24 protein-coding genes are annotated in these 25861 nt (G+C 57.4%); 6 read left to right on the forward strand and 18 right to left on the reverse strand.

Annotated features, from left to right (window positions below; translation table 11 throughout):
• Positions 1–105: 105 nt before the first annotated feature.
• The 5 genes from rimK to A8C75_RS14055 are packed head-to-tail and all read right to left on the reverse strand — an operon-like array spanning position 106 to position 3903.
• Positions 106–1011: a 30S ribosomal protein S6--L-glutamate ligase gene (rimK, locus tag A8C75_RS14035; RefSeq protein WP_067383551.1), complete on the reverse strand. Its 906-nt coding sequence runs from the start codon at positions 1009–1011 to the stop codon at positions 106–108.
• Entirely contained in the window at positions 1008–1436 is a 429-nt protein-coding gene (locus tag A8C75_RS14040; RefSeq protein ID WP_067383554.1) for an ATP-dependent zinc protease family protein, read from the reverse strand. The genes rimK and A8C75_RS14040 overlap by 4 nt, the downstream gene beginning before the upstream one ends.
• Before the next feature lie 27 nt (positions 1437–1463).
• Positions 1464–2447 (reverse strand): zinc transporter ZntB, encoded by a 984-nt coding sequence (zntB, locus tag A8C75_RS14045; RefSeq protein ID WP_084784075.1) that lies wholly within the window; start codon positions 2445–2447, stop codon positions 1464–1466.
• A 57-nt stretch (positions 2448–2504) separates the two neighbouring features.
• On the reverse strand, positions 2505–3512 hold the full coding sequence (locus A8C75_RS14050; protein WP_084784253.1) for a serine/threonine protein kinase: 1008 nt from the start codon (positions 3510–3512) through the stop codon (positions 2505–2507).
• On the reverse strand, positions 3505–3903 hold the full coding sequence (locus A8C75_RS14055) for a DUF2750 domain-containing protein (RefSeq protein ID WP_067383557.1): 399 nt from the start codon (positions 3901–3903) through the stop codon (positions 3505–3507). Before A8C75_RS14055 ends, A8C75_RS14050 begins: the two co-directional genes overlap by 8 nt.
• Before the next feature lie 349 nt (positions 3904–4252).
• On the opposite strand from A8C75_RS14055, the gene A8C75_RS14060 reads away from it, so the two are divergent.
• Positions 4253–5278, forward strand: a complete 1026-nt coding sequence (locus A8C75_RS14060; RefSeq protein ID WP_067383560.1) for a M48 family metalloprotease — start codon at positions 4253–4255, stop codon at positions 5276–5278.
• A 107-nt stretch (positions 5279–5385) separates the two neighbouring features.
• On the opposite strand, the gene A8C75_RS14065 is transcribed toward A8C75_RS14060, so the two are convergent.
• Positions 5386–6342: a LysR family transcriptional regulator gene (locus tag A8C75_RS14065; protein ID WP_067383563.1), complete on the reverse strand. Its 957-nt coding sequence runs from the start codon at positions 6340–6342 to the stop codon at positions 5386–5388.
• A 163-nt stretch (positions 6343–6505) separates the two neighbouring features.
• Between A8C75_RS14065 and A8C75_RS14070 the strand changes: the two genes are divergently transcribed.
• From A8C75_RS14070 to A8C75_RS14080, 3 genes are all read left to right on the forward strand, one after another.
• Complete coding sequence (locus A8C75_RS14070) at positions 6506–6952, forward strand: DoxX family protein (RefSeq protein ID WP_067383565.1); 447 nt, start codon at positions 6506–6508, stop codon at positions 6950–6952.
• Between the two features lie 79 nt (positions 6953–7031).
• Complete coding sequence (locus tag A8C75_RS14075; RefSeq protein ID WP_067387332.1) at positions 7032–7856, forward strand: DODA-type extradiol aromatic ring-opening family dioxygenase; 825 nt, start codon at positions 7032–7034, stop codon at positions 7854–7856.
• A 231-nt stretch (positions 7857–8087) separates the two neighbouring features.
• Entirely contained in the window at positions 8088–8945 is an 858-nt protein-coding gene (locus A8C75_RS14080; protein ID WP_067383568.1) for a PA4780 family RIO1-like protein kinase, read from the forward strand.
• 67 nt (positions 8946–9012) lie between these two features.
• On the opposite strand, the gene A8C75_RS14085 is transcribed toward A8C75_RS14080, so the two are convergent.
• The 9 genes from A8C75_RS14085 to A8C75_RS14125 all read right to left on the reverse strand — a co-directional run bounded on the left by A8C75_RS14085 (position 9013) and on the right by A8C75_RS14125 (position 20807).
• Positions 9013–9549: a YaeQ family protein gene (locus A8C75_RS14085; RefSeq protein WP_067383571.1), complete on the reverse strand. Its 537-nt coding sequence runs from the start codon at positions 9547–9549 to the stop codon at positions 9013–9015.
• A 225-nt stretch (positions 9550–9774) separates the two neighbouring features.
• Positions 9775–11514, reverse strand: a complete 1740-nt coding sequence (locus tag A8C75_RS14090) for a putative bifunctional diguanylate cyclase/phosphodiesterase (RefSeq protein WP_227819928.1) — start codon at positions 11512–11514, stop codon at positions 9775–9777.
• 53 nt (positions 11515–11567) lie between these two features.
• Positions 11568–11999 (reverse strand): response regulator, encoded by a 432-nt coding sequence (locus A8C75_RS14095; protein WP_067383575.1) that lies wholly within the window; start codon positions 11997–11999, stop codon positions 11568–11570.
• Positions 11996–13105 (reverse strand): sensor histidine kinase, encoded by a 1110-nt coding sequence (locus A8C75_RS14100; RefSeq protein ID WP_227819929.1) that lies wholly within the window; start codon positions 13103–13105, stop codon positions 11996–11998. Before A8C75_RS14100 ends, A8C75_RS14095 begins: the two co-directional genes overlap by 4 nt.
• 20 nt (positions 13106–13125) lie before the next feature.
• Positions 13126–16641, reverse strand: coding sequence for a response regulator (locus A8C75_RS14105; protein ID WP_067383581.1), 3516 nt, complete (start codon positions 16639–16641; stop codon positions 13126–13128).
• Complete coding sequence (locus tag A8C75_RS14110) at positions 16638–17237, reverse strand: chemotaxis protein CheB (RefSeq protein ID WP_067383584.1); 600 nt, start codon at positions 17235–17237, stop codon at positions 16638–16640. The genes A8C75_RS14105 and A8C75_RS14110 overlap by 4 nt, the downstream gene beginning before the upstream one ends.
• Positions 17230–18054: a CheR family methyltransferase gene (locus tag A8C75_RS14115; protein WP_227819930.1), complete on the reverse strand. Its 825-nt coding sequence runs from the start codon at positions 18052–18054 to the stop codon at positions 17230–17232. The genes A8C75_RS14110 and A8C75_RS14115 overlap by 8 nt, the downstream gene beginning before the upstream one ends.
• A 472-nt stretch (positions 18055–18526) precedes the next feature.
• Complete coding sequence (locus A8C75_RS14120; protein ID WP_067383590.1) at positions 18527–19300, reverse strand: N-acetylmuramidase domain-containing protein; 774 nt, start codon at positions 19298–19300, stop codon at positions 18527–18529.
• 448 nt (positions 19301–19748) lie between these two features.
• Entirely contained in the window at positions 19749–20807 is a 1059-nt protein-coding gene (locus A8C75_RS14125) for an NAD(P)H-dependent flavin oxidoreductase (protein WP_193788197.1), read from the reverse strand.
• Positions 20808–21128: 321 nt separating this feature from the next.
• Between A8C75_RS14125 and A8C75_RS14130 the strand changes: the two genes are divergently transcribed.
• Positions 21129–22901 carry an SLC13 family permease gene (locus tag A8C75_RS14130; RefSeq protein WP_067383596.1) on the forward strand — a complete coding sequence of 591 codons (1773 nt, stop codon included), beginning with the start codon at positions 21129–21131 and terminating at the stop codon, positions 22899–22901.
• A gap of 175 nt (positions 22902–23076) precedes the next feature.
• Here the strand turns inward: A8C75_RS14130 and A8C75_RS14135 are convergent, their stop codons facing one another.
• The 3 genes from A8C75_RS14135 to A8C75_RS14145 all read right to left on the reverse strand — a co-directional run bounded on the left by A8C75_RS14135 (position 23077) and on the right by A8C75_RS14145 (position 24439).
• Positions 23077–23583: a GNAT family N-acetyltransferase gene (locus tag A8C75_RS14135; protein ID WP_067383599.1), complete on the reverse strand. Its 507-nt coding sequence runs from the start codon at positions 23581–23583 to the stop codon at positions 23077–23079.
• 99 nt (positions 23584–23682) lie between these two features.
• The gene (locus A8C75_RS14140; RefSeq protein WP_157890298.1) at positions 23683–24132 is read right to left on the reverse strand and encodes a hypothetical protein; all 450 of its coding nucleotides are present in this window, start codon (positions 24130–24132) and stop codon (positions 23683–23685) included.
• Complete coding sequence (locus tag A8C75_RS14145; protein WP_067383604.1) at positions 24104–24439, reverse strand: hypothetical protein; 336 nt, start codon at positions 24437–24439, stop codon at positions 24104–24106. The genes A8C75_RS14140 and A8C75_RS14145 overlap by 29 nt, the downstream gene beginning before the upstream one ends.
• Before the next feature lie 555 nt (positions 24440–24994).
• Here A8C75_RS14145 and A8C75_RS14150 point away from each other — a divergent pair.
• Complete coding sequence (locus A8C75_RS14150; RefSeq protein WP_067383607.1) at positions 24995–25783, forward strand: cyclase family protein; 789 nt, start codon at positions 24995–24997, stop codon at positions 25781–25783.
• The last annotated feature ends 78 nt before the right edge of the window (positions 25784–25861 follow it).

A 25861-nucleotide genomic window follows, 5' to 3' on the forward strand; every position in this document is an offset into this window, starting at 1 on the left:
TGCGCGCCTGAACTCAGCACACTAAATACCACCACGGCATCAGGCCTTGTGTTCGCGTTTCCGCTTGCCGCTTTACCCTCGGCCCTTGCACCTCCCCGCTTTTGATCAGCCCTTGCCGCGGGTGCGGGTCTTGTGGCTGCTGGCATTCTTTTCAATGAACTGGATGATACGGTCCGCGACATCGAGCCCCGTGGCAGCTTCGATGCCTTCCAGGCCCGGTGAAGAGTTGACTTCCATCACCAGCGGACCGTGGTTGGAGCGCAGAATATCCACTCCTGCCACGTTCAGACCCATGGTGCGGGCGGCGCGCACGGCGGTGCTGCGCTCTTCGGGGGTCAGGCGCACCAGGCTGGCGGCACCGCCACGGTGCAGGTTGGAGCGAAACTCTCCCGCCTTGGCCTGGCGTTTCATGGCCGCAATGACCTTGTCGCCGATCACGAAGCAGCGAATATCGGCACCGCCGGCTTCCTTGATGTATTCCTGCACCATGACCGAGGCCTTGAGCCCCATGAAAGCTTCGAGCACGCTTTCCGCCGCCTGGCGGGTTTCGGCCAGTACCACACCGATACCCTGGGTGCCTTCGAGCAACTTGATCACCAGGGGCGCGCCGCCGACCATTTTCACCAGGTCCGGGATATCGGACGGCTTGTTGGCAAAGCCGGTAATCGGCAGGCCTATGCCCTTGCGTGACAGCAACTGCATGGAACGCAGCTTGTCACGGGAGCGGGAAATGGCCACCGATTCGTTCAGCGGATAGGTACCCATCATTTCGAACTGACGCAACACCGCCGTGCCGTAAAAGGTAACAGAGGCGCCGATACGGGGAATAACCGCATCAAAATCACTCAGAACCTCACCTTTTACGTGGATCTCGGGATGCTGCATATTGATGTTCATGTAGCACTTGAGCACATCGACAACCTGTACATCATGACCACGTGCCTTGGCAGCTTCAACCATGCGGCGGGTCGAGTACAGCTGCGCATTGCGGGAAAGAATTGCCAACTTCATGGCTGTGCTCCTAACAAAAATGAGGCCGCCGGATCGACGGCAAAACGGTTCAGCATGGCAGTGCGCCCCAGCAACATGCGAAAGCGCATGCTGTCGCGGTTGGTCAGCGTCATTTCGATGGGCCATTCATGCTCGCCCATACGCGCCAGGGTCTGAATGACGATACGCTTTTCGCGATGGCCGCCGGAATCGGAGACCTGCCGCTCGTCCAGTACCGGCGCCACAAAATGCAGCACCGTCTCCTGGTTGTTCTGTACGGGATGCACATCGGCTGCGACCCAGAGCGCGCCGCGCTCGTAGAAGGGCTCAAGCTTGAATGCATGCAAGCAGGATGTGCGGGCACCGGTATCGACCTTGGCCTTGATACGATCAATCCCCAGCTCCGGCAGCGACAGCCACTCGCGCCAACCTATTGTTTCCAGCATGACGTTAATCCCTGCAGTTGAGCGCCATCAAAGCCAGCGCTTGCGGCGGAAAAGCCAGATTTGAACCGCGACCAGCACGATCAGAAACAGCGAAAACTCCGTAAAGGCCGAGGGGTTTTCCGCCCCCGGCACCCCCCCGACGTTAATCCCCAGCAGCCCGGTCAGAAAGCCCAGCGGCAGAAAAATCGCCGCCACCAGCGACAAGACATAGAGCCGGCTGTTGAGCTGATCGGACATGCGGCTCATCAGCTCTTCCTGGGTAACGGCCGCCCGTTCGCGTACCGCATCCAGATCTTCGATATGCCGCACCAGCCGGTCGGACACCTCGCGCATGCGCATGCGTGCCTGATCATCCATCCAGCCAAGCGGCTCGCTCACCACCCGTGCCAGTGCCTCGCGCTGCGGTGCCAGGTAACGCCGCAGGCCAATGGTCTGGCGACGCAGCTGGGCCAGGGGCTGGCGCAGCTCGCCATTGCCACTGTACAGCACCTGTTCTTCAAGGTCCGCGACCCGGTCTTCGAATTCATCCACCGTATCACTCATGCGCATCACCAGGCCGTCGGCCAGGCGCACGAGGAAATCGCCGCTGTCCGTTGGGCCCACACCACTGCGCATCTCGGCCACCAGATCGGACACCGACAGCAACTGGCGCTTGCGCGTGCTGACGATCAGATCCTGGGTGAGATACAGCCGGATAGACACCATGTCTTCGGGATTCGCTTCCGGGTTGAGGTTGACGCCACGCAGGGCCAGCAACAATCCGGCGCCCAGCAGGGCGGCACGGGGTCGCGTTTCCTCGGTCAGCAGGGAGTCCACCGCCAGGGACGGCAGACCGCTATGATCCGTCAACCAGCTGCGGCTGTCTGCATGGGTATAGTCGAAGTGCAGCCACAGCAAGCCCTGGGACGGATCCCAGTGCCCGACCTCGTCCCAGCTCAGCTCGCGGGCAGCGCCCTTGCGATCGAGCAGCATTGCGTAAATCAAACCGTCAGGGCCATGCAGTGGCGTCATGCCTGCATCCTTATATTCATACCAGTATAGTTCCAGGCATCCGGGCGCCGGGTACGACTAGAGCAGCCGCAGCGAGGGTTCCTGCAGAGCGGCAAACTGCTCGCGCAACTCGAGGATATGTTCGCTCCAGTAACGCTCGGTGTTGAACCAGGGGAAGGCACGGGGGAAAGCAGGATCAGCCCAGCGCCGCGCCAGCCAGGCGGAATAATGCATGATGCGCAACGTACGCAGCGCCTCTATCTGGCGCAGCTCGCGCGGGTGAAAGTCATAAAACTCGTTATAGCCTTCCACCACTTCGCACAGCTGCCGCTGCTGGCTGTCGCGATCACCCGACAGCAGCATCCAGATATCCTGTACCGCAGGCGCCATGCGAGCATCGTCGAAATCGACAAAGTTGGGGGTATTGTCGCGCCAGAGTACGTTGCCGGCATGACAGTCGCCGTGTACCCGGATCAGGGTTGTGGATTCCGCCATGGCCTCATCCACCAGCTTGAGCACATCGCGACTCAGGGTTTCATAGGCCGGACGCAGATCCCGCGGGATAAAGTCCTCGCGCAGCAACGCCACGCTGGCATGACCGTAGGTTTGGCTGTTGAGCACCGGACGGTGCACGAACGGCATTTTCGCCCCTATGGCGTGCATGCGCCCCAGAAACCGGCCCAGAATGAGCAGATTATCCAGATCATCAAATTCCGGTGCGCGGCCGCCACGACGCGGATAGAGCGCAAACCAGAAGTCCCCGCGCTGGAACAGGCTGCGCCCGCTTTCGTCGCGCCAGGGCGCCACCACCGGCAGTTCATACTCTTCCATCTCGTAGCAGAGCGCATGCTCTTCCAGAATCTGAGCTTCGCTCCAGCGATGGGGCCGGTAAAACTTGGCGATCAGCGGAGGCTGTTCCTCGATGCCAACCTGATAGACGCGGTTTTCATAGCTGTTGAGGGGGAAAATAACGCCATCACACAGATAGCCAAGTTCCTCCACCGCATCCATGATGAATTCCGGTGTCAGAGCCTCGAAAGGGTGCAGCGCAAGGTCCGCGGCCGAGCCAGAGTTGTGGTCAGTCACCACCGGCTCCCAACAGCGCTTCGATCGACTCCGTCAGATCGCCGGCCGACAGCAGCACGCCTTCTTCATCAGCACGCGGGAATACCGCCACCAGAATGCCGTCTTCGTCCAGCCCCGGAGACCAGCGCTCGAACCAGGCCTGCAGGTCGATTTTCAATGCTTCGCAACCTTCCCAGCCGTCAGTGGCCCAGTCCAGCGCGTAGTCTGGGTGGGGCCATACCGGCAGGCAGCTCTCGCCATCATCGGTGTTCAGCATGACACAGCCTTCAGCGTCGCTCAGGCTCCATATCTCTTCCCAGTCTGCCACTTTTTGCAGAAAGTGATCGAATCGCTCCTGCGCGTCGCGGGCAATAACCTTGCCTCGCTGCTGCTCTGTCAGTTTGTACGTCATGGTTCGGCCCTGCCTTTGAATATGGGCTCGCCGGTGCATCGGCGAATGCCGTGCAGCATGGACGAATGAGGCCGGCGGATCAAGTCGGGCCGGGGCCGAAAACGCCGGTTTTCGCCCCCTTTTGGCCGCTTTTTGGCTGCTACACTACCTTCACCTCGGCTTCACCCCAACCTGGCCACAAAAGCGGCGATCAAACCGCTACAAAGGCATGAGGGCTACGGTAAATAGCGGGTAAAACAAGGCGATCAAAAGGTGATCAGCGCATGCACAGAGCCTCCCATATAGCAGCAGTAAAACCGCTGAGCGCACAAGAGCATCACACTCTCGCCCAGGCTCTGCTCCGCTACTGATGCACAGCATCCGCCGCCATTCCATATTCGTATCCTGCCTTGCGCTTTCACTGCTGCTCGCTGCCTGCGCCGGCCCAGGCAGCCTGCCGGCCCCGCCTGCAGATGCAGCCATTGCCACAGAGGCCGAACACCAGCGTACCGAGGCGCTGATACTGCGGCACGCCCGCGAGGACCGCCTCGCCCGGGTGGCACGCCCCCTGCTGATCGCAGCACTTGAACTGTGCCCGGCAACGCAACGCAGCGACTACGGCCTGCGTCTGCACAGCATAGACAGCTATACCCGCACGCTGCGCCCCGCCGCCCACACAGTCTACGGGCTTGATCAACGACCGACACTGCGCCCGCCGCTGCCCGATAGCCCCGCCGCCCAGGCCGGCCTTCACGCCGGTGATCGCCTAGTGCGCCTGCAGGGCCGCACTGTTACAAGCGAAACCTATAACAGCGTCGATGCACAGCTGCGCGCGATGGCGGGGCCGCTCAGCCTGCAGATAGAACGCGGCAACAGCCTGATGAGCTTCACCCTGATGCCCGAAACACTGTGCGACTGGCCCGTGCGGCTCAATCGCAGCAGCGCCATCAATGCCCATGCCGATGGCCGCGAAATTCGCGTCAACCAGGGAATGCTCAGCTATGCCCGGGACGATAACGAACTCGCCCTGGTGATTGCCCATGAGCTGGCTCACAACGGCCTGCAGCATATCGACAAGCAGCTGCGCAACCTGCTGCTTGGAGCGTTACTTGATCTGCTGGCCCTGACTCAGGGCTACCCGAGCCCCGGCATAGCCGCGACTCTGGGAATCCACCATCAGGCGCTGAACTGGGAACTGGAAGCCGACCTGCAGGCACTGGTGGTGCTGCACCGGGCCGGCGTGCCACTAGAACCGGGCGTCGAGTTCTGGCGCCGTCTGGGCACCGATTTTCCGACCGCCATTCGCCACAGTCGCGGCCTCACCCACCCCAGTACCGCCGAGCGCTACCTGCGTATGCAAACGGCAGCGCAGGCTCTTCAGCAGAGCGACTCGTGATTGGTGATTGGTGATTGGTGATTAGTGATGGGTGATGGGTGATGGGTGATGGGTGGGCCTATTAACGAATTACGAATTACAAATTACAAGAAGCGGCAGGCAGTAAGTCAGGCATCAGGCGGTACAGCGTTCAGCTCGGCGCGAATAAAGTCCCGAAAAACGCTCACCCGCGCTGGTGCCTGGTCGCCACTGAGGCTAATGGCGTAGAGTTTGCCGTCACTCAGGAACCAGTCGGGCAAGACCGGCACAATCAGACCGGCGGCAAGGCTCGCGCCTGCAATAAGGTCCGGCAATACACCGATACCGCCACCGGCCTGGATAATGCGGTGCACGCTGGCGTAGTCCGTGGTGCGGGCCACCGGTCTTGCCGTGACCTCCACCCGACGCCCCCTGGCATTCACCAGTGGGAGACTCGCAGCCCCCGCCAGTTCACGAAAGGTCACCAGATCCTGGGTTTGCAGATCCTGCGGCGTTTCGGGTATCCCCCGCGCTGCCAGATAGCTGGGTGCTGCGTAAAGGCCCATGCGAAATGCCGTCAGCACTGAGGCACGGTAACCCATGTCCGGCAGATTACCTGAGGTCGCCCGCAGTGCCAGATCGATTCGATTGGCCGCCAGATCCAGCGATGCGTCCGTCAGCAGCAGCTCCACCGTAATCTGTGGATGCAGCACGCGAAATCGCACCAGCAGCGGCGGTAACACATCGAGGCCGATATCCATCGGTGCCGTCACCCGCAGATTGCCATGGGGCACGGTGCGGGACTGGCGCGCGCCCTGGGTGGCATCGGCCAGCAAGGAGAGCGCATCCCGCGCCTTGGTGTAGAAAGCGATTCCCTCCTCAGTCGCGCTCACGGCCCTGGGCGTGCGTGCCAGCAGCGCAGCGCCGAGCCGGGCCTCCAGCCGTGAAACCCGCCGGCTGATACTGCCCTTGGTCTCACCCATTTCAATGGCCGCCCGCGACACGGAACCAAACTCGATCACGGCACAGAATGCCTTGATGTCTTCCAGCGAGCCCCCAAGCATGCCGCCAAAGCTGTTGGATCCGCCGCTAATATGTGAGGTCATGGGATTCTCTGATAATGACTACCGGACAATAGATATAGTTTCCATTATAGAAACCTTAGGTTACTGTTTTGCATTCTATTCAAAAAATGGAAACCAACATACCATGGTCTTCAGTTTCAGCGCACCGCCTGACACCCCACTCATACGCTTCTGGAGATACGCCATGACCACTCAAACCCTTAGCAGCACCCTGTTCGATCGCCTGTCACCGCTGGGCTACCCACTGATTCGCATCACCGCGGGCCTGCTGCTGATGCCCCATGGTGCCCAGAAACTCTTTGGCTGGTTTGGCGGCTATGGCCTGGATGCCACCGGCCAGTTCTTCGCCACCAGCCTTGGCATGGAGCCCGGTTTTCTGTTCGCCCTGCTGGCGGGCCTGGTGGAGTTCTTCGGCGGTCTGGCGCTGGTACTGGGCCTGCTGACCCGCCCGGCGGCACTGGCCATCGCGACCCTGATGGGCGTAGCCCTGACGGTACACGCAGCCAACGGTTTCTTCTGGACCAACGGCGGAGTGGAATATCCGCTGATGTGGGGCCTGATCGCCCTTGCGGTTTTCCTGCGCGGCGGCGAGCGTTTCTCTCTGGATAGCCGCTTGGGATTGAAGTTCTAAACTGCACTTTGCCTGTTTACCCCGCCGCCAGCTAATGCCTGGCGGCGGCATTTCACCGCCGTCATTCGAGGACAATTTCATGAGCCCAGCACGCTTGCCCAGTATCTTTATCCCTCACGGCGCCGGCCCGTGCTTTTTCATGGACTGGCCTCCGGCCGGCACCTGGGATCACATGGAAGCCTGGCTGAGCAACGTCATAAGCCAGCTGGACAGCCGCCCCAGGGCTCTGCTGGTTATTTCCGCCCACTGGGAGGCGCCTGAGTTCAGCGTTAATGCCCAGGCCGCACCGAGTCTGCTGTACGACTATTACGGCTTTCCGGCCCACACCTACCAACTCCAATGGCCCGCGCCCGGCAACCCTGAACTGGCGGGCCGCATTCAGACACTGCTCGCCGACGCCGGTATCCCCTGTACCCCGGAGCACAAGCGTGGGCTGGACCACGGCGTATTCATTCCGCTCAAACTCGCCACCCCCGACGCCGATATCCCTGTGGTGCAGCTGTCGCTGCGTGCAGGACTCGATCCCGCCGAACATCTTGCGCTCGGCAAGGCGCTGGCACCGCTGCGTGATGAAGGCGTACTGATTATTGGCAGCGGCATGAGCTTTCACAACATGCAGCGCCTGCGCCAGGGCGGTGCCCAGACCGACCCGGACTCGATACGCTTTGACCACTGGCTGGCCGAAACCGTCGCTCTCCCCCGGGCCGAGCGCGAGCAGCGTCTTGGCAACTGGGCCCAGGCGCCGGGTGGGCGTGCATCCCACCCGGCGGAGGAACACCTGCTGCCGTTGCATGTTATCGCCGGTGCCGCGGGCGCAGATCCGGGCCAGAAAGTGTTTGAAGACAGGGTCATGGGCAGCGTGCAATCGGCCTTCATCTTTGGCACAGCCGCCGCCGCAGACTGACGGTTTGACCTGCGGGGACATTAAATACCGAAAAAACCGTCGGTTTCGGCATCCGGCGGTCGAAGCCTGCTGCACTGCGGTGTTAAACTCAGACTCCCTGCTGCGGGCCCGTCCTGCAGTCAGGTCCCATTTTGTCAAGGAGTCTACTGGATGCCGCTGTTCCACCCCTCCCCGCTGGCCTGTACAGGCGGTGCTGTTCCATCCAGCCCCTGGTTCAGGTAACAGGGCGCCATGAAAACTCCCAAACGCATACTGCCCCTGGTCGAAGATGGCCTGGTGGATGAAGTGATCAGCCGGCTGATGAGCGGCAAGGAAGCCGACGTCTATGTGGTGCGCTGCGGCACCGAGATACGCTGCGCCAAGGTCTACAAGGAAGCCACCAAGCGCAGCTTCAAGCAGGCGGTTAATTATCAGGAAGGCCGCAAGGTCAAGAACAGCCGCCGCGCCCGGGCCATGGAAAAGGGTTCGAAATTCGGCCGCAAGCAGCAGGAAGAAACCTGGCAGAACGCCGAGGTCGATGCTCTCTATCGGCTGGCAGCGGCCGGTGTGCGCGTGCCGCAGCCCTATGGCTGCACGGATGGCGTGCTACTGATGGAACTGATCACAGACGAAGCCGGCGATGTCGCGCCGCGCCTGAGTGATGTATCCATGTCTGCCGAGCAGGCACTGGAAGATCACGCCCTGCTGATGAACTACGTCATGCGCATGCTCTGCGCCGGCGTCGTGCACGGCGACCTGTCGGAATTCAATGTGCTGGTGGATGAATACGGTCCGGTGATCATCGACCTGCCCCAGGCGGTGGATGCGGCGGCTAACAACCACGCCCAATCGATGCTGGCACGGGACGTCGACAACATGACCCACTACTACAGCCAGTTCGCCCCCCAACTGCTGGGCAGCCGTTATGCCAAGGAAATCTGGGCGCTGTACGAAGACGGCAAGCTGCACGAAGACATCGAGCTGACCGGCGAGTTCGCCGAAAGCACCGAAAGTGCCGATGTGGATGCGGTTCTGGACGAGATCAAATCGGTGTTTGCCGAGGAACAGGCCCGCCAGGAACGTTTGCGCGAAGCCGAACACGAAAGCTAGGTTTGGATACAGGATCGACGCCCACCCCGCTCTGGTGGTGGGCGCCTGCCCCTTTTTTTCAGTACCCTCAGACCTGCTGCAGCACCGTCCAGGAGACTTCGCATTCCCCTCCGGCCGCGGCTACATAGGCCGAATCCCCGGTGATAGTCACGGACAGATCCATGGTGCGCTCCACCAGCGCGGCCAGGGCTTCAATTTCCGCCCATTCAAAGCGAAAAACAGACGCCTTCAGCGCCGAAAACTTGTTGCGGCCCTGCTCCCACCAGACATCGGACTTGGTATTGAAGCTGTACACCCGCACTTCCCGTGCCTGGTGTGTGGCCTTCTTGACCCTATCCATCGCAGGCTCGCCCACATCAACCCAGAGCGCAATCTGATCATCCAGGGTGCGCGCCCAGAGGTCAGGCTCTTCCGCCGCACTGATGCCCTTGGTAAAGACCAGATGCTCCCGGGCATTCAGACAGTACGCCAGCACCCGCACCATCATGCGCTCGAGGGTCTCGGACGGATGCTGCGCAATGGTGAGGTTAAGGGTGTCGTAATAGTCGCGGTTCAGATCGGACAGTGAAATCCGCGCTTTGTAGATGGTAGGTTTAACTGCCACAGATAAGGACCTTAAGGATTCGTAAATGGCGTATCCTGCTGCACGCCACAAAATACAGGGCCGAGATAGTGCCTTATCTGCCAGTTGCTTGCCAGCGGCTTTTGGTGACAGCCGGGGCGAAAGTGCCGCAGCAAAAGCCATTCGGGAGGGAGCAGGGAGTGTGCGTGAGTAGCCGGACAGTTCGATTATTGCCCCACTGCAGAAGGAAGCTATTTGTCAGCCCGGTTAATAAGAGGAGTCACCGCGGCGGCCATTTTTCAGTATTAAGGCCAGGTCCTGCGCCGATGCCGGGCGCTGCAGGTAATAGCCCTGCACCATTGCACAGCCCTCAGTGCGCAGGAAGTTCAACTGTTCCAGCGTTTCTACGCCCTCAGCGATCACACGAATATTGAGTTTTGCCGCCATCGCAATGATCGCACTGTTAATGGCGACATCATCCGTATCCTGCGGTATATCACGCACAAAGGAACGATCAATCTTGAGTGCATCGACCGGAAAGCGCTTGAGATAGCTCAGGCTGGAATAGCCGGTACCAAAGTCATCGAGGGAGATTGAGATACCACAGGCCCGCAACTCCTGCAGCGTCTTCAGGGACGCTGTCGTATCCTGCATCAGGGTACTCTCTGTAATCTCCACTTCCAGGCACTCGGGCGGCAGTTCGTTTTCATCAAGCACCGTCTTGACAAGATCCACCAGGTTTTTCTGTCGGAACTGGCAGGCGGAAAAGTTCACCGCGACCCGCAGTGGCGGATAACCCGTATCACGCCAGATCCTTGCCTGAGCACAGGCCTTGCGCAGCACCCACTCGCCCAAGGGCACCACCAGGCCGGATTCTTCCGCCAACGGGATAAACTGTTCCGGGCTTACCAAGCCCCGCTCAGGACACTGCCAGCGCAGCAATGCCTCAACACCCACTATATGGCCCGTCGCCAGCTCGACCTGTGGCTGATAGTGCAGCACGAACTCCCGCTGTTCGAGTGCCCGGCGCAGCGCCTTCAACAGCTCCAGCCGTTCAGCCTTTTTCTCACCTATTTCCGAGCGATAGAACTCGTAATGACTGCCACCGGTCTGTTTCGCGAGGTACATTGACATATCGGCGTTGCGCAGCAATTCTTCACTGTCGGTACCATCGACCGGAAAGACGCTAATACCTACGCTCGCCCGGATCTGCAGCGCCTGCTCCGCGACTTCCAGCGGCTGCGACAACTGCTCGAGAATTTTTCTGGCCGCCACAGCCGCGTCGTCACGATGCTCCAGATTCGTCAGAATCAGGGTAAACTCATCGCCAGCAAGGCGCGCCACCGTATCACTGGTGCGCACGGCCTGGGTCAGGCGATCCGCGACCGTCCTGAGCAGGGTATCACCGGCATTGTGTCCGAGACTGTCGTTCACATCCTTGAAGTTGTCCAAGTCCAGATAGAGCACCCCGACCAGACCTGAAGACCGCTGCGCCATGCGCAGACTGTGGCTGAGGCGGTCAATGAACAGCACCCGGTTCGGCAACCCTGTGAGCGCATCATAGTTAGCCAGAAAATGAAGTCGCTTCTGTGCTTCTCGGTTTTCACGGCGCGTAACAGCGTCACGCAATTCACGCTCAACCGCCGGAGCCAGGCGCTTAAGGTGACCTTTTATCAAGTAGTCCTGGGCCCCCTGCTTGATCGCGGCGACAGCCCTTTCTTCACCTATAGTGCCGGAAACGAAGATGAAGGGTATATCCGGGTTGTGCCGTCGCACTATATCCAGAGCATCGCTGCCGTTAAAGGCCGGCATGGTGAAATCGGAGAAAACGATATCCCAGGACTCCTGCTGCAGCGCACTTTCCAGTGCCTCGCGGGTATCGACACAGACAAAACTCGGATTGTAGCCACCGCGCTTGAGTTCATTCACCAGCAGGAGGGTGTCGTTCAGCTCATCCTCGACTATCAGCGCCCGTAACGTTTCAATGCTCATCGTCTTATCATCCATGTTATACGACGCCGGCCAGGAGTGTAGTCGCCTCTTCCACATCAAATACCCTTCTAGGGTAGCTCATTCAGCCGCAACCAATAGGTACCGAGATGACTAACCGCCTGGGCAAACTCATTGAAATCCACCGGTTTGCGCACGTAACTGTTAGCCCCCAGCTGGTAGGCACTGATCATATCCTGCTCCTCTCTGGACGACGTGAGAATCACCACCGGCATGAGTTTGGTCGTATCATGGCGACGAATTCTGCGCAGCACCTCCAGGCCATCGATCCTGGGCAGTTTCAGATCCAGCAGCACGACTGCGGGCAATGAGTCCGCGGTGCGCCCCTGCGGCTGGTCGGAGGGGAAGAGGTATTCAAGCGCCTCGACACCGTCGCGCACAACAACAACCTCGTTGCGAATATCACTCTTTTTAAACGCCCGCAGCGCCAGTGCCTCATCGTCAGGATTATCCTCAACCAGCAGTATCGGATTCTGATTCATGCCCCCTGTCCCTCCCCATTCGGCAGTGTAAAGTAAAACGTTGCCCCCTCGCCAACGGCGGCCTGGGCCCAGATGCGCCCCCCGTGACGATGAACAATGCGCTGCACTGTTGCCAGCCCAATACCAGTCCCCGGATACTCCTGTTCCTTGTGCAGGCGCTGGAAAGCACCAAAGAGTTTGTCCGCATACGCCATATCGAATCCGGCACCCTTATCCCGTACAAAATAGCAGGTCTCGTTATTATGCACGCACAGGCCGAACTCGATCTTTGTCACCTCGCACTTGCCGGAATACTTCCAGGCATTGTTCAGCAGGTTTTCCAGCACAGCACGTATTAAATGCGGGTCTGCCTGCACCATGGCACTGGCACCGATCTCGACGTCGATCTCCCGGCGGGGGTCGCTCTCCCGTATATCCGCCAGCACAGACTCCGCCAGAGCACTGATATCGAACGCACTGCGGTTTAGGCCCGCTCGACTGATGCGCGACAACTTGAGCAGCGCATCGATAAGGGTGCCCATTCGCTGGGCAGCTGCACGCACTCGTGTCAGGTAGTCACAGCCCACCTCGCCCAACTTGTCATTGTAGTCCTCCATCAGAGCCTGGCTGAATCCATCGATCGCGCGCAGCGGTGCGCGAAGATCATGTGACACCGAATAGCTGAAGGCTTCGAGCTCCTTGTTGGCCGCCTCCAGCTCCTCGGTACGACGGTGCAGCTCCTGCTCATGCTCGTACATGTCGATAAAAAGTTTTACCTTGTTGAGCAGCACTTCCGGCTTGAATGGCTTGACGATATAACTGAAAGCGCCCTTCTCGTAACCATGGAAAATATTGATGTGTTCGGTATAAATGGCCGATACAAAGATAAAGGGCATCTTGGCCGTTTTTTCTTCCTGGCGCAGCAGTTCAGCCAGTTCGTATCCGTCCATTTCGGGCATCTGTATGTCCAGCAGCGCCAGCGCAAAATCGTGATGTAATGTAAGCATCAAGGCTTCGTTGCCACTGGCCGCGCGATACAACTCGACCGGCAAATGCCTCAACAGACGTTCCAGCACCAGAAGGTTCTCGGGCTTGTCATCCACCATCAGAATCTTCGGCTTTGTCAACAGAACCCTAGTGTCATGCATCACTTTCTCACCCATATTCGCATAAGAGACATCAGGCGTTCGACATCGACCGGTTTCGATATATAGTCATTCGCTCCCGCCTCGATACACTTCTGACGGTCTTCCTTCATCGCCTTGGCGGTCAGGGCAAGAATGGGCAGATCCCGGAATTCCCTGCGCTGTCGAATGCGCTGCATACACTCATAGCCATCCATCTCGGGCATCATGATGTCCATCAGCACAAAATCCATCTGCGGATACGCATCCAGAATTTTCAGCGCTGTACAGCCATTCTCCGCCTTGTGTATTGCCATGCCTTTTTCCTTCAGAACCTTGCCAAGCGCAAAAATATTACGCATATCATCGTCGACAAGCAGAATCTGCTTACCCTGCAGAAGCCCTTCCTTGTCATACAAGCGCGTGATCATGTCTTTTTTTGACGCCGGTAAATCCTTGACGGTTCGGTGAAGGAAAAGCGCCGTTTCATCGAGCAGCCGTTCCTCGCTTTTTACCCCTTTCACAATAATGGTCTCGGTGTATTGTTGCAGCTCGTCATTTTCCTGCTGCGTCAGCTCCTTGCCGGTATACACAATGATCGGGGGCATGTTATCGCCGCTTTTCTTTTTCAGCGCCTGAATGAATTCAAAACCGCTTATATCCGGCAGGCCAACATCAAGCACGATGCAATCAATGGTGCGCTCGTCATACACCGCCAAGGCTTCCTGGGCGGTACCGGCGCCAATACACTGCACGTCGCCATTACCGATAAGCTTCACGATGGCCTTGCGCATGGCTTCATTGTCTTCAACGATCAGCAAACTCTTCATTTTTCGATTAATAAAGCCTTCGATGCGCTCGAATACGCCGTCGAGTTGTACCTTGGTGACTGGTTTGGTGAGGTAATCAACAGCACCGAACCTTATCGGGTCCAGCGTTTTTTCATTCGCTGACACAACATGAACGGGGATATGCCGCACAGCCGGATCGCCCTTCAATTCCTTGAGCACCACGTGTCCGTTGATGCCTGGCAGCTCCAGATCCAGAATAATCGCCTGCGGCAGATATTCAGCCGCAAGTCGAAGGCCGTCTTCACCGGTTGCCGCATTGATGTGTTTGAAACCCTTTTGTATCGCCTGGGCGGCCAGTATGCGAGCGAAATCAGCATCATCTTCGATGATTAATACAACCGGGTCCTTGTCCCGAATATCGTCACGCTGATCAGTAATACAGGGATAATTCAGAAACCGGTTTTGGTCCGGATCAGACACAAGCTTCTGCCGAGTGCGCTCGGGCTGTAGCGGCGGTTCAGCGGCCGGCGCAGCGGCAATTTCCAGCGGCAAGACCAGCGCAAAGGTTGACCCTGCCCCCAGTGCGCTTTTCATCGTAACACTGCCACCCAGCAACTTGGCCAATTCACGGCAGATGGACAGCCCCAGCCCAGTCCCCCCATATTTCCTCGCGGTGCCTCCCTCTGCCTGAACAAAGGCTTCAAAAATGGCATCCTGCTTGCCCTCGGCAACACCAATGCCGGTATCAGTCACAGCAATGCAAAGCTGGTCATTCGAATGACGCTTAAAGCTGATATCAACACCGCCATCATCGGAAAATTTCAGGGCATTTGAGATGAGGTTGTTGAGAATCTGTTCCAGTCGGTGCCGATCAGTGCGAATGGACTCCGGCAGCAATGGATCGACCGACACCTCCAGTTTTAGCTTCTTCTCCTGCGCCAGGCGGCGGAAATTGCGTTTCAGGTCAGCGGCAAAACCCGCAAGGCCGAGACTGGTGACGTTGACCTCAAGTCGCCCCGCCTCGACCTTGGAGAGGTCAAGAATATCGTTAATAAGGTGTAACAGGTCGTGCCCACTCTTGCTGATCACCTGTGCACTTTCTACCTGTTCATCGTCCAGGTTGCCCTGGGTGTTGCCGGCAAGATCATTCGCCAAAATCAGCAGGCTGTTCAGCGGAGTTCGCAGCTCATGACTCATGTTTGCCAGGAACTCGCTCTTGTATTTACTGCTGATCTCCAGTTGCCTGGCCTTAAGCTGTATGTTTTCGCTGGCCGTTTCCAGATCCCTGTTCTTTTGCATGATGAGCTGAGTTTGTTCTTCAAGCTCTTCGTTGGCCGTCTGCAGCTCTTCGCGCTGCTCGCCAAGTTGCTGGGTTTGCTCTTCCAGCTCTTCATTGGTTTGCTCAAGTTCTTCCTGCTGTTGCTGCAGCTCCTCGCTCTGCTGCTGGGTTTCTTCGAGCAACAGTCTGATTTTCCGGTGTGCGGCGGCGGAGTGGAGCGATATGCCAATCGTTTTCATACTGGATTGAATAAATGCCTGCTCCACTTCGCTGAAAGCCTCGAACTTGCCCAGCTCCAGAACCCCCAGAGTACTGTCCTCAAAGGAAAACGGACACAGAAACAGGTTAGGCGGCGGGGTATCAATTAACGACGACCTTACTCGAATGCTGTCTTCGCGCATTTCAGAGAGTGACATTGGCTCTTTCCCTGCGGCGACCTGCCCGATAAGGCCTTCGCCCATTCTGAAACACGTTTCCATATCACGGCCGCCAAAGGCATAACTGCCGAACAGCGATAACTGATTCTGGGCTTCATCCGCCAAATACAGGGAGCCAATGCTGGCGCCGGTATAGGTCGCCATAAATGCCACAATACTCGACGCCAGCTGCTCAACGTTCTTGTCACCACGCATCGCGTTATTGAGCTCGTTTTGCCCGCTGGTCAACCAGTTAAACCGTTCAGACTCCTGCGTTTTGGCTTTGAGTGAGTCGCGCATATTGACAAGCGCAGATCCGAGTATTTCCAGCTCTCGCGACCCACTGACGTTCACTTCAACATCCAGTTTGCCATTGCCGATATGCTCCGCCACAGCGACGGCCTGGGCCACAGGGCGGGTAATGGAACGAATAATGACGATGGACAGTAGAACGCCGATTAATAACCCAATCCCGAGCAGGGCTCGCTCAAAGTTACTCAGGAAGGTAATTTGACTGGACATAAGGTTGAAATCGGTCTGTAACAAGACCCGCTGATCATCGACCATGTCACTCAGGATATTACTAACCTGTGCTCCAATCGGTATGACTTTGCTACTCAAAATATCAAGTGCCTGCTGCCTGTCGGTAAGCGCGAGCGCATCCACCTGACGTTCGTAAACTTCCAGCTCATTCAGCAGGGGGTTAAGTCTGTCCAGCCGAGTGATATTGTCAGAATTTGTCCAGTCTCGTGAAAGGGCATCAAAGCGCTGCAGCGGAGCTCGAATTTTATCTTCCCATGCCTGTCGCCGCTCCTCCCTGAAATGATCCTCCCCTACGATAAGCCACCCCTGTAACGCAGAGAGCGAAGAACTGGTGCCCTGCTTGATTTCCAAACCGGCTTTGGTCGTCGGCTCGCGCACTTCGATGAGGCGACTGGCGATCTGACGCAGTTCGCCGATCTGCCAAATGGTGAGCACAACGGCGACGGCCAGTATCATTGCCATCAACGTATAGCCCAAACCTATTTTCTGGGCCAGCGTTCTTATTTTCATGCTAATCCTCGGCTCCGTTGCATCGAATTCAAGCTGATGAGCAGTTCACGAATCCCATCGATTGACAGCACATGATCCGGCTCTGCCAGTCGAATGGCGGCCAGGGGCATAGCGCTTGATTCCGCCGTTTCCGGCTCCTGTACAATCGTCAAGCCAGCGTTGTTTTTGATAAATTGCAGCCCTCTGGCGCCATCTGAATTGGCGCCTGTCATAACGATACCGATCAGGCCTGCTCCGCAGCTTTGCGCCGCAGTTTCGAACAACACATCGATCGAGGGCCTGGCATAGTTAACGGGTTCGTCCAGCGTCAGGGTACAGCTGCGATCCTCCTCAACCAGCAAGTGATAATTAGCCGGTGCCAGATACACTCTTCCAGGCACTATGGCCTCTTTTTCGTCGGCTTCTTTTACCTCGAGTGCGCACTGCCCATTCAGGATTGAGACCCAGCTTCCATCAGATCGCGGCGATATATGCTGGACAATGAGTATCGGAAACGAAAAATTCCACGGCAGCTCCGCCAATAGCCGCTTAAGCGCCTGCATCCCGCCCGCGGACGAACCTATCACTACCATGTCGAATTTTCGCGTGCTATTCATAGCGATAATTCTTCCGGTAGATTTTCTGATCTTTATCCATATCCGAGTAACGATCGCTATAGTTCGAAAAGCGTAATGATTCCTTTCGTCCGAGACACAGCACTCCGCCCTTGACCAAGGACCCATTAAAGAGCCCGTAGACCTTGTTCTGTAACTCAGTATTGAAATAGATAAGAACGTTTCTACAAACCACCATATGAGTCTCGGCAAAGTCACTGTCGGTCACCAAATTGTGATTTGCCCAGACAATATTTTTCTTCAGCGAAGGATCCATAATGGCTGAATCATACTGCGCATGATAATAATCGGAGAACGCAGCTTTGGCACCCGAACGCTGATAATTCCAGGCATAGTTCTTCATACGTTCCGCCGGATAAATTCCCGCCCTTGCCTGCTCAAGCACAACCTGATTAAAGTCAGTGGCGTAAATCCGAACCCGATCATAGAGCCCCTCTTCTTTAAGCAATATGGCCATCGAGTAGACTTCCTCACCGGTGCTGCAACCGGCATGCCAAATCTTGATGTGAGACCAGGTTCGGAGCAGAGGTATCACTTTTTCGCGTACGGCCCTGTAAAAGCCAGGATCCCGAAACATTTCGGTAACATTGATACTCAGATCCCGTAACAGGCAGGCCGCAAAATGGGTATCTGACAAGACCTTTTTCTGGAGCAACGCTATATTATCGAGTTCGGAAAGCCGAAGTCTCTGCAGCACCCTGCGCTTTATGTGGGCTCTGGAGTAGCCGCGAAAGTCATAGCCATAACGGCTATAAATGGCACTCAGCAGGGCATCAAGATCCGTGTCAATCAGTTCCATTATCGTTCGCAACATCCATGTCATTGAATGAAAAACAGGTCAGTGTCGACTCTTGCAATATACCAGAAGTGTAACTTCATAATGCCAAGGAAAAACAGCTCAACCAAAGGATTATGATCGCGCTACCCGTAAGCTGGACGCCGAACTTCCACGTCAAAAAAAGTCATGACTTATAACAGCTTAGACCATCACAGCAAAAAAACTCAATCCTGCTGGAGCGCTTGCCGGAGACGCCGGCGTGCCGTGGCGGCCCTGAGCTTCCCGGCTTATTGGGATAGACGTTACCACAGCGGGAATAGTCTCACTATCCTTAGAAGATAAGGGCTGAAAATGAGGTTTTCGAAGCAGCCGCTGTTCAGGTAGGCCAGAGAAAGTCGCGCCGAAAGAGCGCCTCTTCGACGCGCTTGTCAGGACGCTTGGCAGTGAAGGGCGATAGTGACGCGCCCAAGGCCACCGGGGGGAAGAATCGGCGTTAGCCGCCAAAGGCCGCCTGGGCAAGGGCGCGCTCGGTGTCCTGATCCAGCTCGCCACTTTGGGGCAAGCCCAGGCGCTCCTGGAACTGAATCAGCCCGGAGCGGGTTCGGCGCCCACGCACCCCATCGACGGGGCCTGGATCAAACCCCAGAAACAACAGTGCCGCCTGGGCGGTACGCAGCCCCAGATTAGGCAGCGCCACGCGAAAACGCGCATGGGCGGCGGCCAGACGGGTATCGTAATCGTTTTTGCGAAACGCCGGGCCATTGTAGCCCCGGGCGAATGCCTCCCAGTTTTTGCGCTGCATGGCAGCGGCCAGATTATTGCCCTTGATAAAGTGCGCCATGGCCATAATCTGGCTGTCTTCATCCGCCACCATCGCGCTGATCATCTCATCGACGCTGGCGTAGCCCGCCACTGCATAGTTAAAACCCATCACCTGGCCGATACCCCAGGAAGCACTTTCAAGCGCAGCCTGGGCATTGAGTTTCATGGCCGCCTCCAGCCGAGCGTACTCGGCGGGGCCGCCGGCATAGGCGCCGGGCGCGCTGCTGCTGATATTCGGATTCAGCTGATCGAAGGCGCCGTCGGTGCGACGGTGAAAGATGTGGCGTTCAAACAGGATGCGGGGTTTTCGATTATCCAGAAAGCCAAAGCCCCGGGTTTCCACGCTGAGTACGGCCCAGATCTCGGCGCCGCCAACGCCCAGAGTATCGCATATCTGCTCAAGACCGCTATCGCTTAACGGCCGGCCCTTGCTTTGAAAATTCATGCCAAACTCCCTTTTGAAATTTTCCCCTTGAGACACAACCTCTGTATCGACAAGGCTACCAAGGAAAATCTAGGTCGCTTTGGAGCTGCCGGCCAACAATTAAAACAACCGTTTGGCTATAAGGCATTGGTGTTGCGGTATATCGAATGGCTGAACCGGAAAAAGAACGAGGGGTGATTCGTGATTCGTGATTCGTGATTCGTGATTCGTGATTCGTGATTGGTGATTGTTGGTTGGTTGGTTGGTTGGTTGGTTGGTTGGTTGGTTGGTTGGTTGGTTGGTTGGTTGGTGGGTGGTGGGTGGTTGGTGGTTGGTGGTTGGTGGTTGGTGGTTGGTGGTTGGTGATTGGTGATTGGTGATTGGTAAATAGTGAGTCGTGGTTGCTACAGACACCACGACTCACACATAACGAAGACCTGCTAACGCCTAGCACCGTCGAAGGCAAAGATCAGGCGTTGAGATCAGCACCGAGCTGGTGCGTCAGCTCACCCGCGGGTATCGCCCTGCAGCCGCTGGGGTTCTGGCCACACCAAAGTGGCGTGAAATCGCCGCTGCCCTGTTTTTCGACTGCCGCACGCAGCGGCCCAATGGCCGTCGTTGCCAGCGGAAATGCAGGCACCGCATCGTTCAATGGGCCCAGCTCCCGCATCACACGGTTGACAATGCCCCGCGCAGGCCGCCCGGTAAACAGGTTGGTTAACGCGGTGTGGCTGGCCTCCGGGCCTTGCGATGCGGCGCGGTGCAGAGCAGCCCGGTGCAAGTCGCTGATCAGGCTTTCCGGGCATAAAAGATAGGCGGTACCCAGCTGCGCCCCCAGGGCGCCCAGAGTCATGGCTGCGCGGATTCCCTGTGCATCGGCGATACCGCCCGCCGCCACCACAGGGATCGACACCGCCTGCACCATCTGTGGCAGCAGCGCAAAGGTGCCGCTCTGGCGCGTCAGATCCATCGACAGAAAATGGCCCCGGTGACCACCGGCCTCAAGCCCCTGGGCAATCAGGATATCCACGCCCCTCGCTTCGAGCCAGAGTGCTTCCTCCACAGTCGTGGCCGAGCACATCACCTTTGACCCCCAGCTCTTCACCCGCGCCAGCAGCGCATCCGATGGCAGGCCGAAATGAAAGCTGACCACCGCCGGCCTGAAGGGCTCCAGCACATCCGCCATTGCATCACTAAAGGGCGCCCGCCCGGCGCCCGGCGGAATGGCCTGCGCATCCACACCGAACTCGCGGTAAAACGGCGCCAGCGCCTGGCGCCAGCCCGCCTCTCGCGCAGCATCAGGCTCTGGTGACTTATGGCAGAAAAAATTGACGTTAAAGGGCCGCTGCGTGGCGCTCGTGAGCGCGGCAAGTTCGGCCTGCAGACCTTCGGCTGTCAGCATGGCGCAGGGCAAGGAACCCAGGCCACCGGCATTGCACACGGCGGCGGCAAGTGCATGGCCCTGAGCTCCGGCCATGGGCGCCTGAATGATGGGCAATTCGATACCCAGTCGCTGTTGCAGTGTCACTGGAGTGCTCCCCCTTCCCTGTTTGCTAAACCTCTGTGGTGAGCCACCATTCTGCACCCTGAGTGTTCATCGGAACACCCCTGGTCGCCAGCGGTGCCTCAGTACGGCAATGTCTATATTCTCTTTTAATCTATCAATATCAAAACATATTCTTATTTGTTATTTAGGCGCCGCCTTATACTCCGCCCAGTCGCTCTCCCGGCGATATCAAGGCTCGTCTCGAACACAGCGAAAGCGCACCGCAAGCACACCATAAAAGCGCCATAAATGCCTATCAACACTCGATAACTCTGATCCATAAGGTCACCGGAAGCTGCAACGATGCAATGGCAAGGCTGGTTTTCCCTGGCGCTCACCGCCAGCGTTTTGATAACGCTTGTTAGCAGCCGGATTCGGCCGCACCTGGTCATGATGGCCGCTCTCAGCCTGCTGAGCATTGCCGGCATACTGAACCCCGCCGATGCCCTGGCGGGCTTTGCTAACAGCGGGCTCATTACCGTGGCGGCGATGTTCGTGGTGGCGGCGGGCATGCACGCCTCAGGGGCCGCCGACCTGCTGATAGACCGGGTACTGGGCAACCCCGCCACCGAGCGCGGTGCGCTTGCGCGCCTGTTCACCCCGGTGGTGGTGCTCAGTGCCTTTTTGAACAACACCCCTGTGGTTGCCACTCTGATTCCGGCGGTACACAGCTGGTCACGGCGCATCGGCATAGCACCATCCAAACTGATGATTCCACTCAGTTACTGCGCCATTCTGGGTGGCACCCTGACGCTGATCGGCACCAGTACCAACCTGATCGTCAATGCCCAGTACCAGACACTGACCGGGAACCCCGGCTTTTCGCTGTTCGCCATCACCGCCGTAGGCCTGCCGGTGGCGCTGGGGGGGCTGGCCTTTATGTGGCTGTTTTTCCCCCACTGGCTGCCGAGCCGTGAGCCCGACAGCGCCTTTGCCAATCTGCGGGAATTCACCCTGGAGGTCGCCATAGACCCGCACGGTCCCCTGGTGGGTCGCAGCGTGGAGCAGGCCGGCCTGCGCCATCTAAAGCGCGTCTATCTGGTGGAGATCGAACGCGATGGCGCCGTGGTGACGGCGGTGTCCTCCCAGGAGCCATTACAGGGCGGCGACCGACTGGTTTTCGCCGGCGATACCGAGGCCATCACCGATCTGCTGCGCATCAAGGGCATTGTGCCCTCAGCGGACAACGCCGCCGCCCAAGTTTTGCTGCAACAGCGCCCCGAACGTTGCCTGGTGGAAGCCGTGGTATCGCCGCACTGTGCTGCTATTGGCCTGGCCATTCGGGATGCCCGCTTTCGTGAACGCTACGGCGCCGTGGTACTGGCGGTAGCCCGCCACGGCGAGCGTATTCGCGGCAACCTCAGCACCATTATGCTGCAAGCCGGCGACACCCTGCTGCTGGAGGCCAGGCCCGCCTTTGTCACCCGCCAGCGCTACAACCGGGATTTCCTGCTGATCAGCGACATGGGTGCCGAAACACCGCGCCACGGCCAGGCCACAATTGCCTGGGTCATTCTGATCGCAGCGATTGGTGCTGCCAGCGTTGGCCTGATCAGCATGCTCAATGCGGCCCTGCTGGGCGCCGGCCTGATGCTTGCCAGTGGCTGCTGTTCCGTGAGTCAGGCGGAAAAGAGCCTGGATCTGAATGTCATCATCACCATAGCCGCGTCTTTTGCCCTGGGCACGGCGCTGGAAAAAACCGGCGTGGCGACCTTTCTGGCCGAGCATATTATTCATTTGAGCCGGGATAGCGACTGGCTGCTGCTGATACTGACCTACGTAACAGTGTCCCTGCTTACCGAGGTCATCACCAACAATGCCGCCGCCATACTGATGCTGCCGATTGTGCTGCAGATCACCCAGATGAGCGGCCTGAACAGCGAGCCCTTTGTGTTCGCGATAATGATGGCGGCCTCCGCCAGCTTTGCGACACCCCTGGGCTACCAGACCAACCTGATGGTATACGGGCCCGGTAACTACCACTTTGCCGACTTTCTGCGCGTGGGTATACCGATGAATCTGATCACAGGCGCGCTGACAATAGGGGTTTTGCTGCTTGGGTGGCCACTGCGGTAATGGAGTCAATGCTGACATTCAGAGGTAAAGGGCAGACGCCTGTCGCAGCGACTTTAGAGCCCATTTACCGTAATAAAGAGGCACAGGTACGCGAACGCGCCGGACTCTTTTGTCAACAACGTTCCTGTCGAGCATTCCATCACAGCTACACAGATAGCAACAGGCCGCCCCTGTACTAGCCCCGGGCATTGAACGCCAGCTGGTATTGCACCGAGCCCCGTGGGCAGGCCCCCCTAAATGACCGTGCCTGAAAGTACTCTGGAGGCACGCCCGGCAACACCAGCCGGCTCTGCGCCTTAAAGCCAAAGCGGCCATAATAACCCGGGTCCCCCAGTACGACGCAGCCTGCCGCGCCCCGGGCCTCCAGCTCGGCCAGAGCCCGCTGCATCAGCCTGGAGCCTACCGCTTTCCCCTGATAGTCCGGGTGCACCGCGATCGGCCCCAACCCATACCAGCCGGAGCTACCATCAGATATCTGTACCGGCGACAGCGCCAGATGACCGACAAGCTTCCCGCCCGACTCGGCCACCAGCGAAGCCCACAGGACACCCGCCGCCCGTAGCGCTTGCACTATGTACTGCTCGGTATGATCCGTATGGGGCGCATTGCGAAACGCCAGCTCAATGAGGCTGTGAATGCCGGCGATATCCCCCGGTATTTCATAACGAATTGTAGTGTCCAATAACTATGCTCCCGCAAGGCTGAGCGCCGCCGTATCAGCCCACCAGAGCCCATTGACCGCCGGCCCCCTGAATCCTAAACTCTGTCACCCAGAGCCTCTCTAGCGCAGCCCCACAGGCTGGGCCAGAGACTTGTGGTTGAAGTCCTGGATAGATTTTAGATCTATTGTTTTGCTCTTGAGAAGGTCTTCGACCTCCATGCCGGTGCCTATAAAAGAACCACCCAGGTTGCGGGTAATTATTCGCGTCACCCCACTCGATGCCTGAATCGACGGATTGGCGGCAAATGACAGTTTCAAAATGGCTTCTGAATTCACGATTCTCTCATTGATCTGTTTCTTGAAGTCAGGCCGGGCATCTATTTCGGCCTCATTTAGCACATAGAATGCATACAGATTCTTTAACGCCACTACATAGTTTTTTGATCCATACGCATCTATCCCCTTTGCATACAAGTCATCTCGCTGCCCCGCATGTACGGGAGCGGAGGACAGACAAAGCCAAATTGATAGCATCACAAGACTAGAAAGGAGGTTTTTCTGGCATTTCATTATCGTCCGCCTCAATAATTTCAACGTAGGAATCAGTGACAGAATCATTCTGATTATTCTTGAACTCCAACCCCTTATACAGGGTTATAGAGATAACGATCGCACCAAAGAGCACGAAAAATGTTCCAGGCGCGGCCTTTTTAAGTGCCAGCTTATTATCCCCAAACCCGGTTTCAAGCTCACCCGCATGCCCCCAGATACCGGACATGAACAGGCGATACCCCATGTAGGCAAAGACAGTCCCCACCAGCAGCGATACAATCTTGTACAGGGTGAGTGATAGTATTATTTGTGTGCTTATATCCATAATGAGCCCTATCCTTGAAACCATAAAACGCACAGAAAAGGAGTCATTTTAAACGTATCGAACTATCTGAAAAATAGGCACTCTGCCTATTTTTACTTAACATACAGGAGACACGTTTTATGATGCTTGCATAAAACGTCAATACTCCCATCCCTGCCGGCCATGCCGCACACGCATGGATGTCAGGATGCGGTCACACCACTGACTCTTTCCTCCAAAATATTATCCCGCCGGGTTGGCTGCAGCGTGACAGGCCGTCAAGGATCGGCACATTCACCAAGGCCCTTAACGCCCCAGCTGTAACCAGGTCAGGCAGTATAAGCCAGGTTATTTAGGACGCGCCAAAACCGCTTATCAGCTATTAAAAACTGTAAAACCGATCAACAACAAAAATCGGATATAAAAAGCATAATATTCGGATAGCCAACTTATCTCAGCCAAAGATAAAGTTATATACATATGGAAGCGGTAAAATTTTATTTATTCAGGCTATAAATCTATCCCTTTGCAGAACGTTTTTCCATTACCCGCTATAAAATAACAAAGGAGACACGCATGATATCAACGCTTGAAAATCTGGCTCGGGGTCTATCGGACAACAGCATCCGCATTGTGGATTTAACCCAAACCCTGTCTTCCGAATTCCCCGCCCTGGAGCTGCCGCCACAATTCGCCCAGGTATGGGCTTTCAAACAGGAACGCATTTCAAAGTACGATGAAAATGGCCCAGGCTGGTACTGGAACAATTTCTCCTGCGGTGAACACACCGGCACCCATTTTGACGCCCCCGTGCACTGGATCAGCGGCAGAGACTGCCCCAACAACAGTGTTGATACCATTGATGCCCGCCAGTTTATTGGCCCCGCCTGCGTAATTGATGCCAGCCAGGAAGTCGCCTGTAACGATGACTGGATACTCGACGTCGACTATCTGATGAGCTGGGAAGCGCAGCATGGGCCTATCCCCACGGGCGCCTGGCTGCTGCTGCGTACCGACTGGAGCAAACGCATCTGCGACCCCGCCGCCTTTGTGAACATGCATGAAGACGGCGCCCACACGCCAGGCCCCAGCCAGGCCGCCGTTGAGTGGCTGATCACGGAGCGCGATGTACGCGGTTTCGGCGTAGAAACCATCAATACCGATGCCGGGCAATCCTATGCCTGGCCGGTTGCCTATCCCTGCCACACGCTCATGCACGGGGCAAACAGGTACGGTTTGCAATGCCTAATGAATCTGGACCAGCTACCACCCCAGGGCGCCATCATTATGGCAGCCCCCTTGAAGATAAAGGACGGCTCGGGCAGCCCGCTGAGAGTGCTTGCACTGGTGCAGGATAAACCCTGAGGCTCTCCCTGCTCCCTCATATGCACTCCTAAAAGCCCCAAAACAACCGGTGCCGGCCGCCTGTAATGCAGAAAGGGA

Origin of the sequence: Marinobacterium aestuarii (genome assembly GCF_001651805.1) — a bacterium.
In the GTDB taxonomy this organism is placed as follows: domain Bacteria; phylum Pseudomonadota; class Gammaproteobacteria; order Pseudomonadales; family Balneatricaceae; genus Marinobacterium_A; species Marinobacterium_A aestuarii.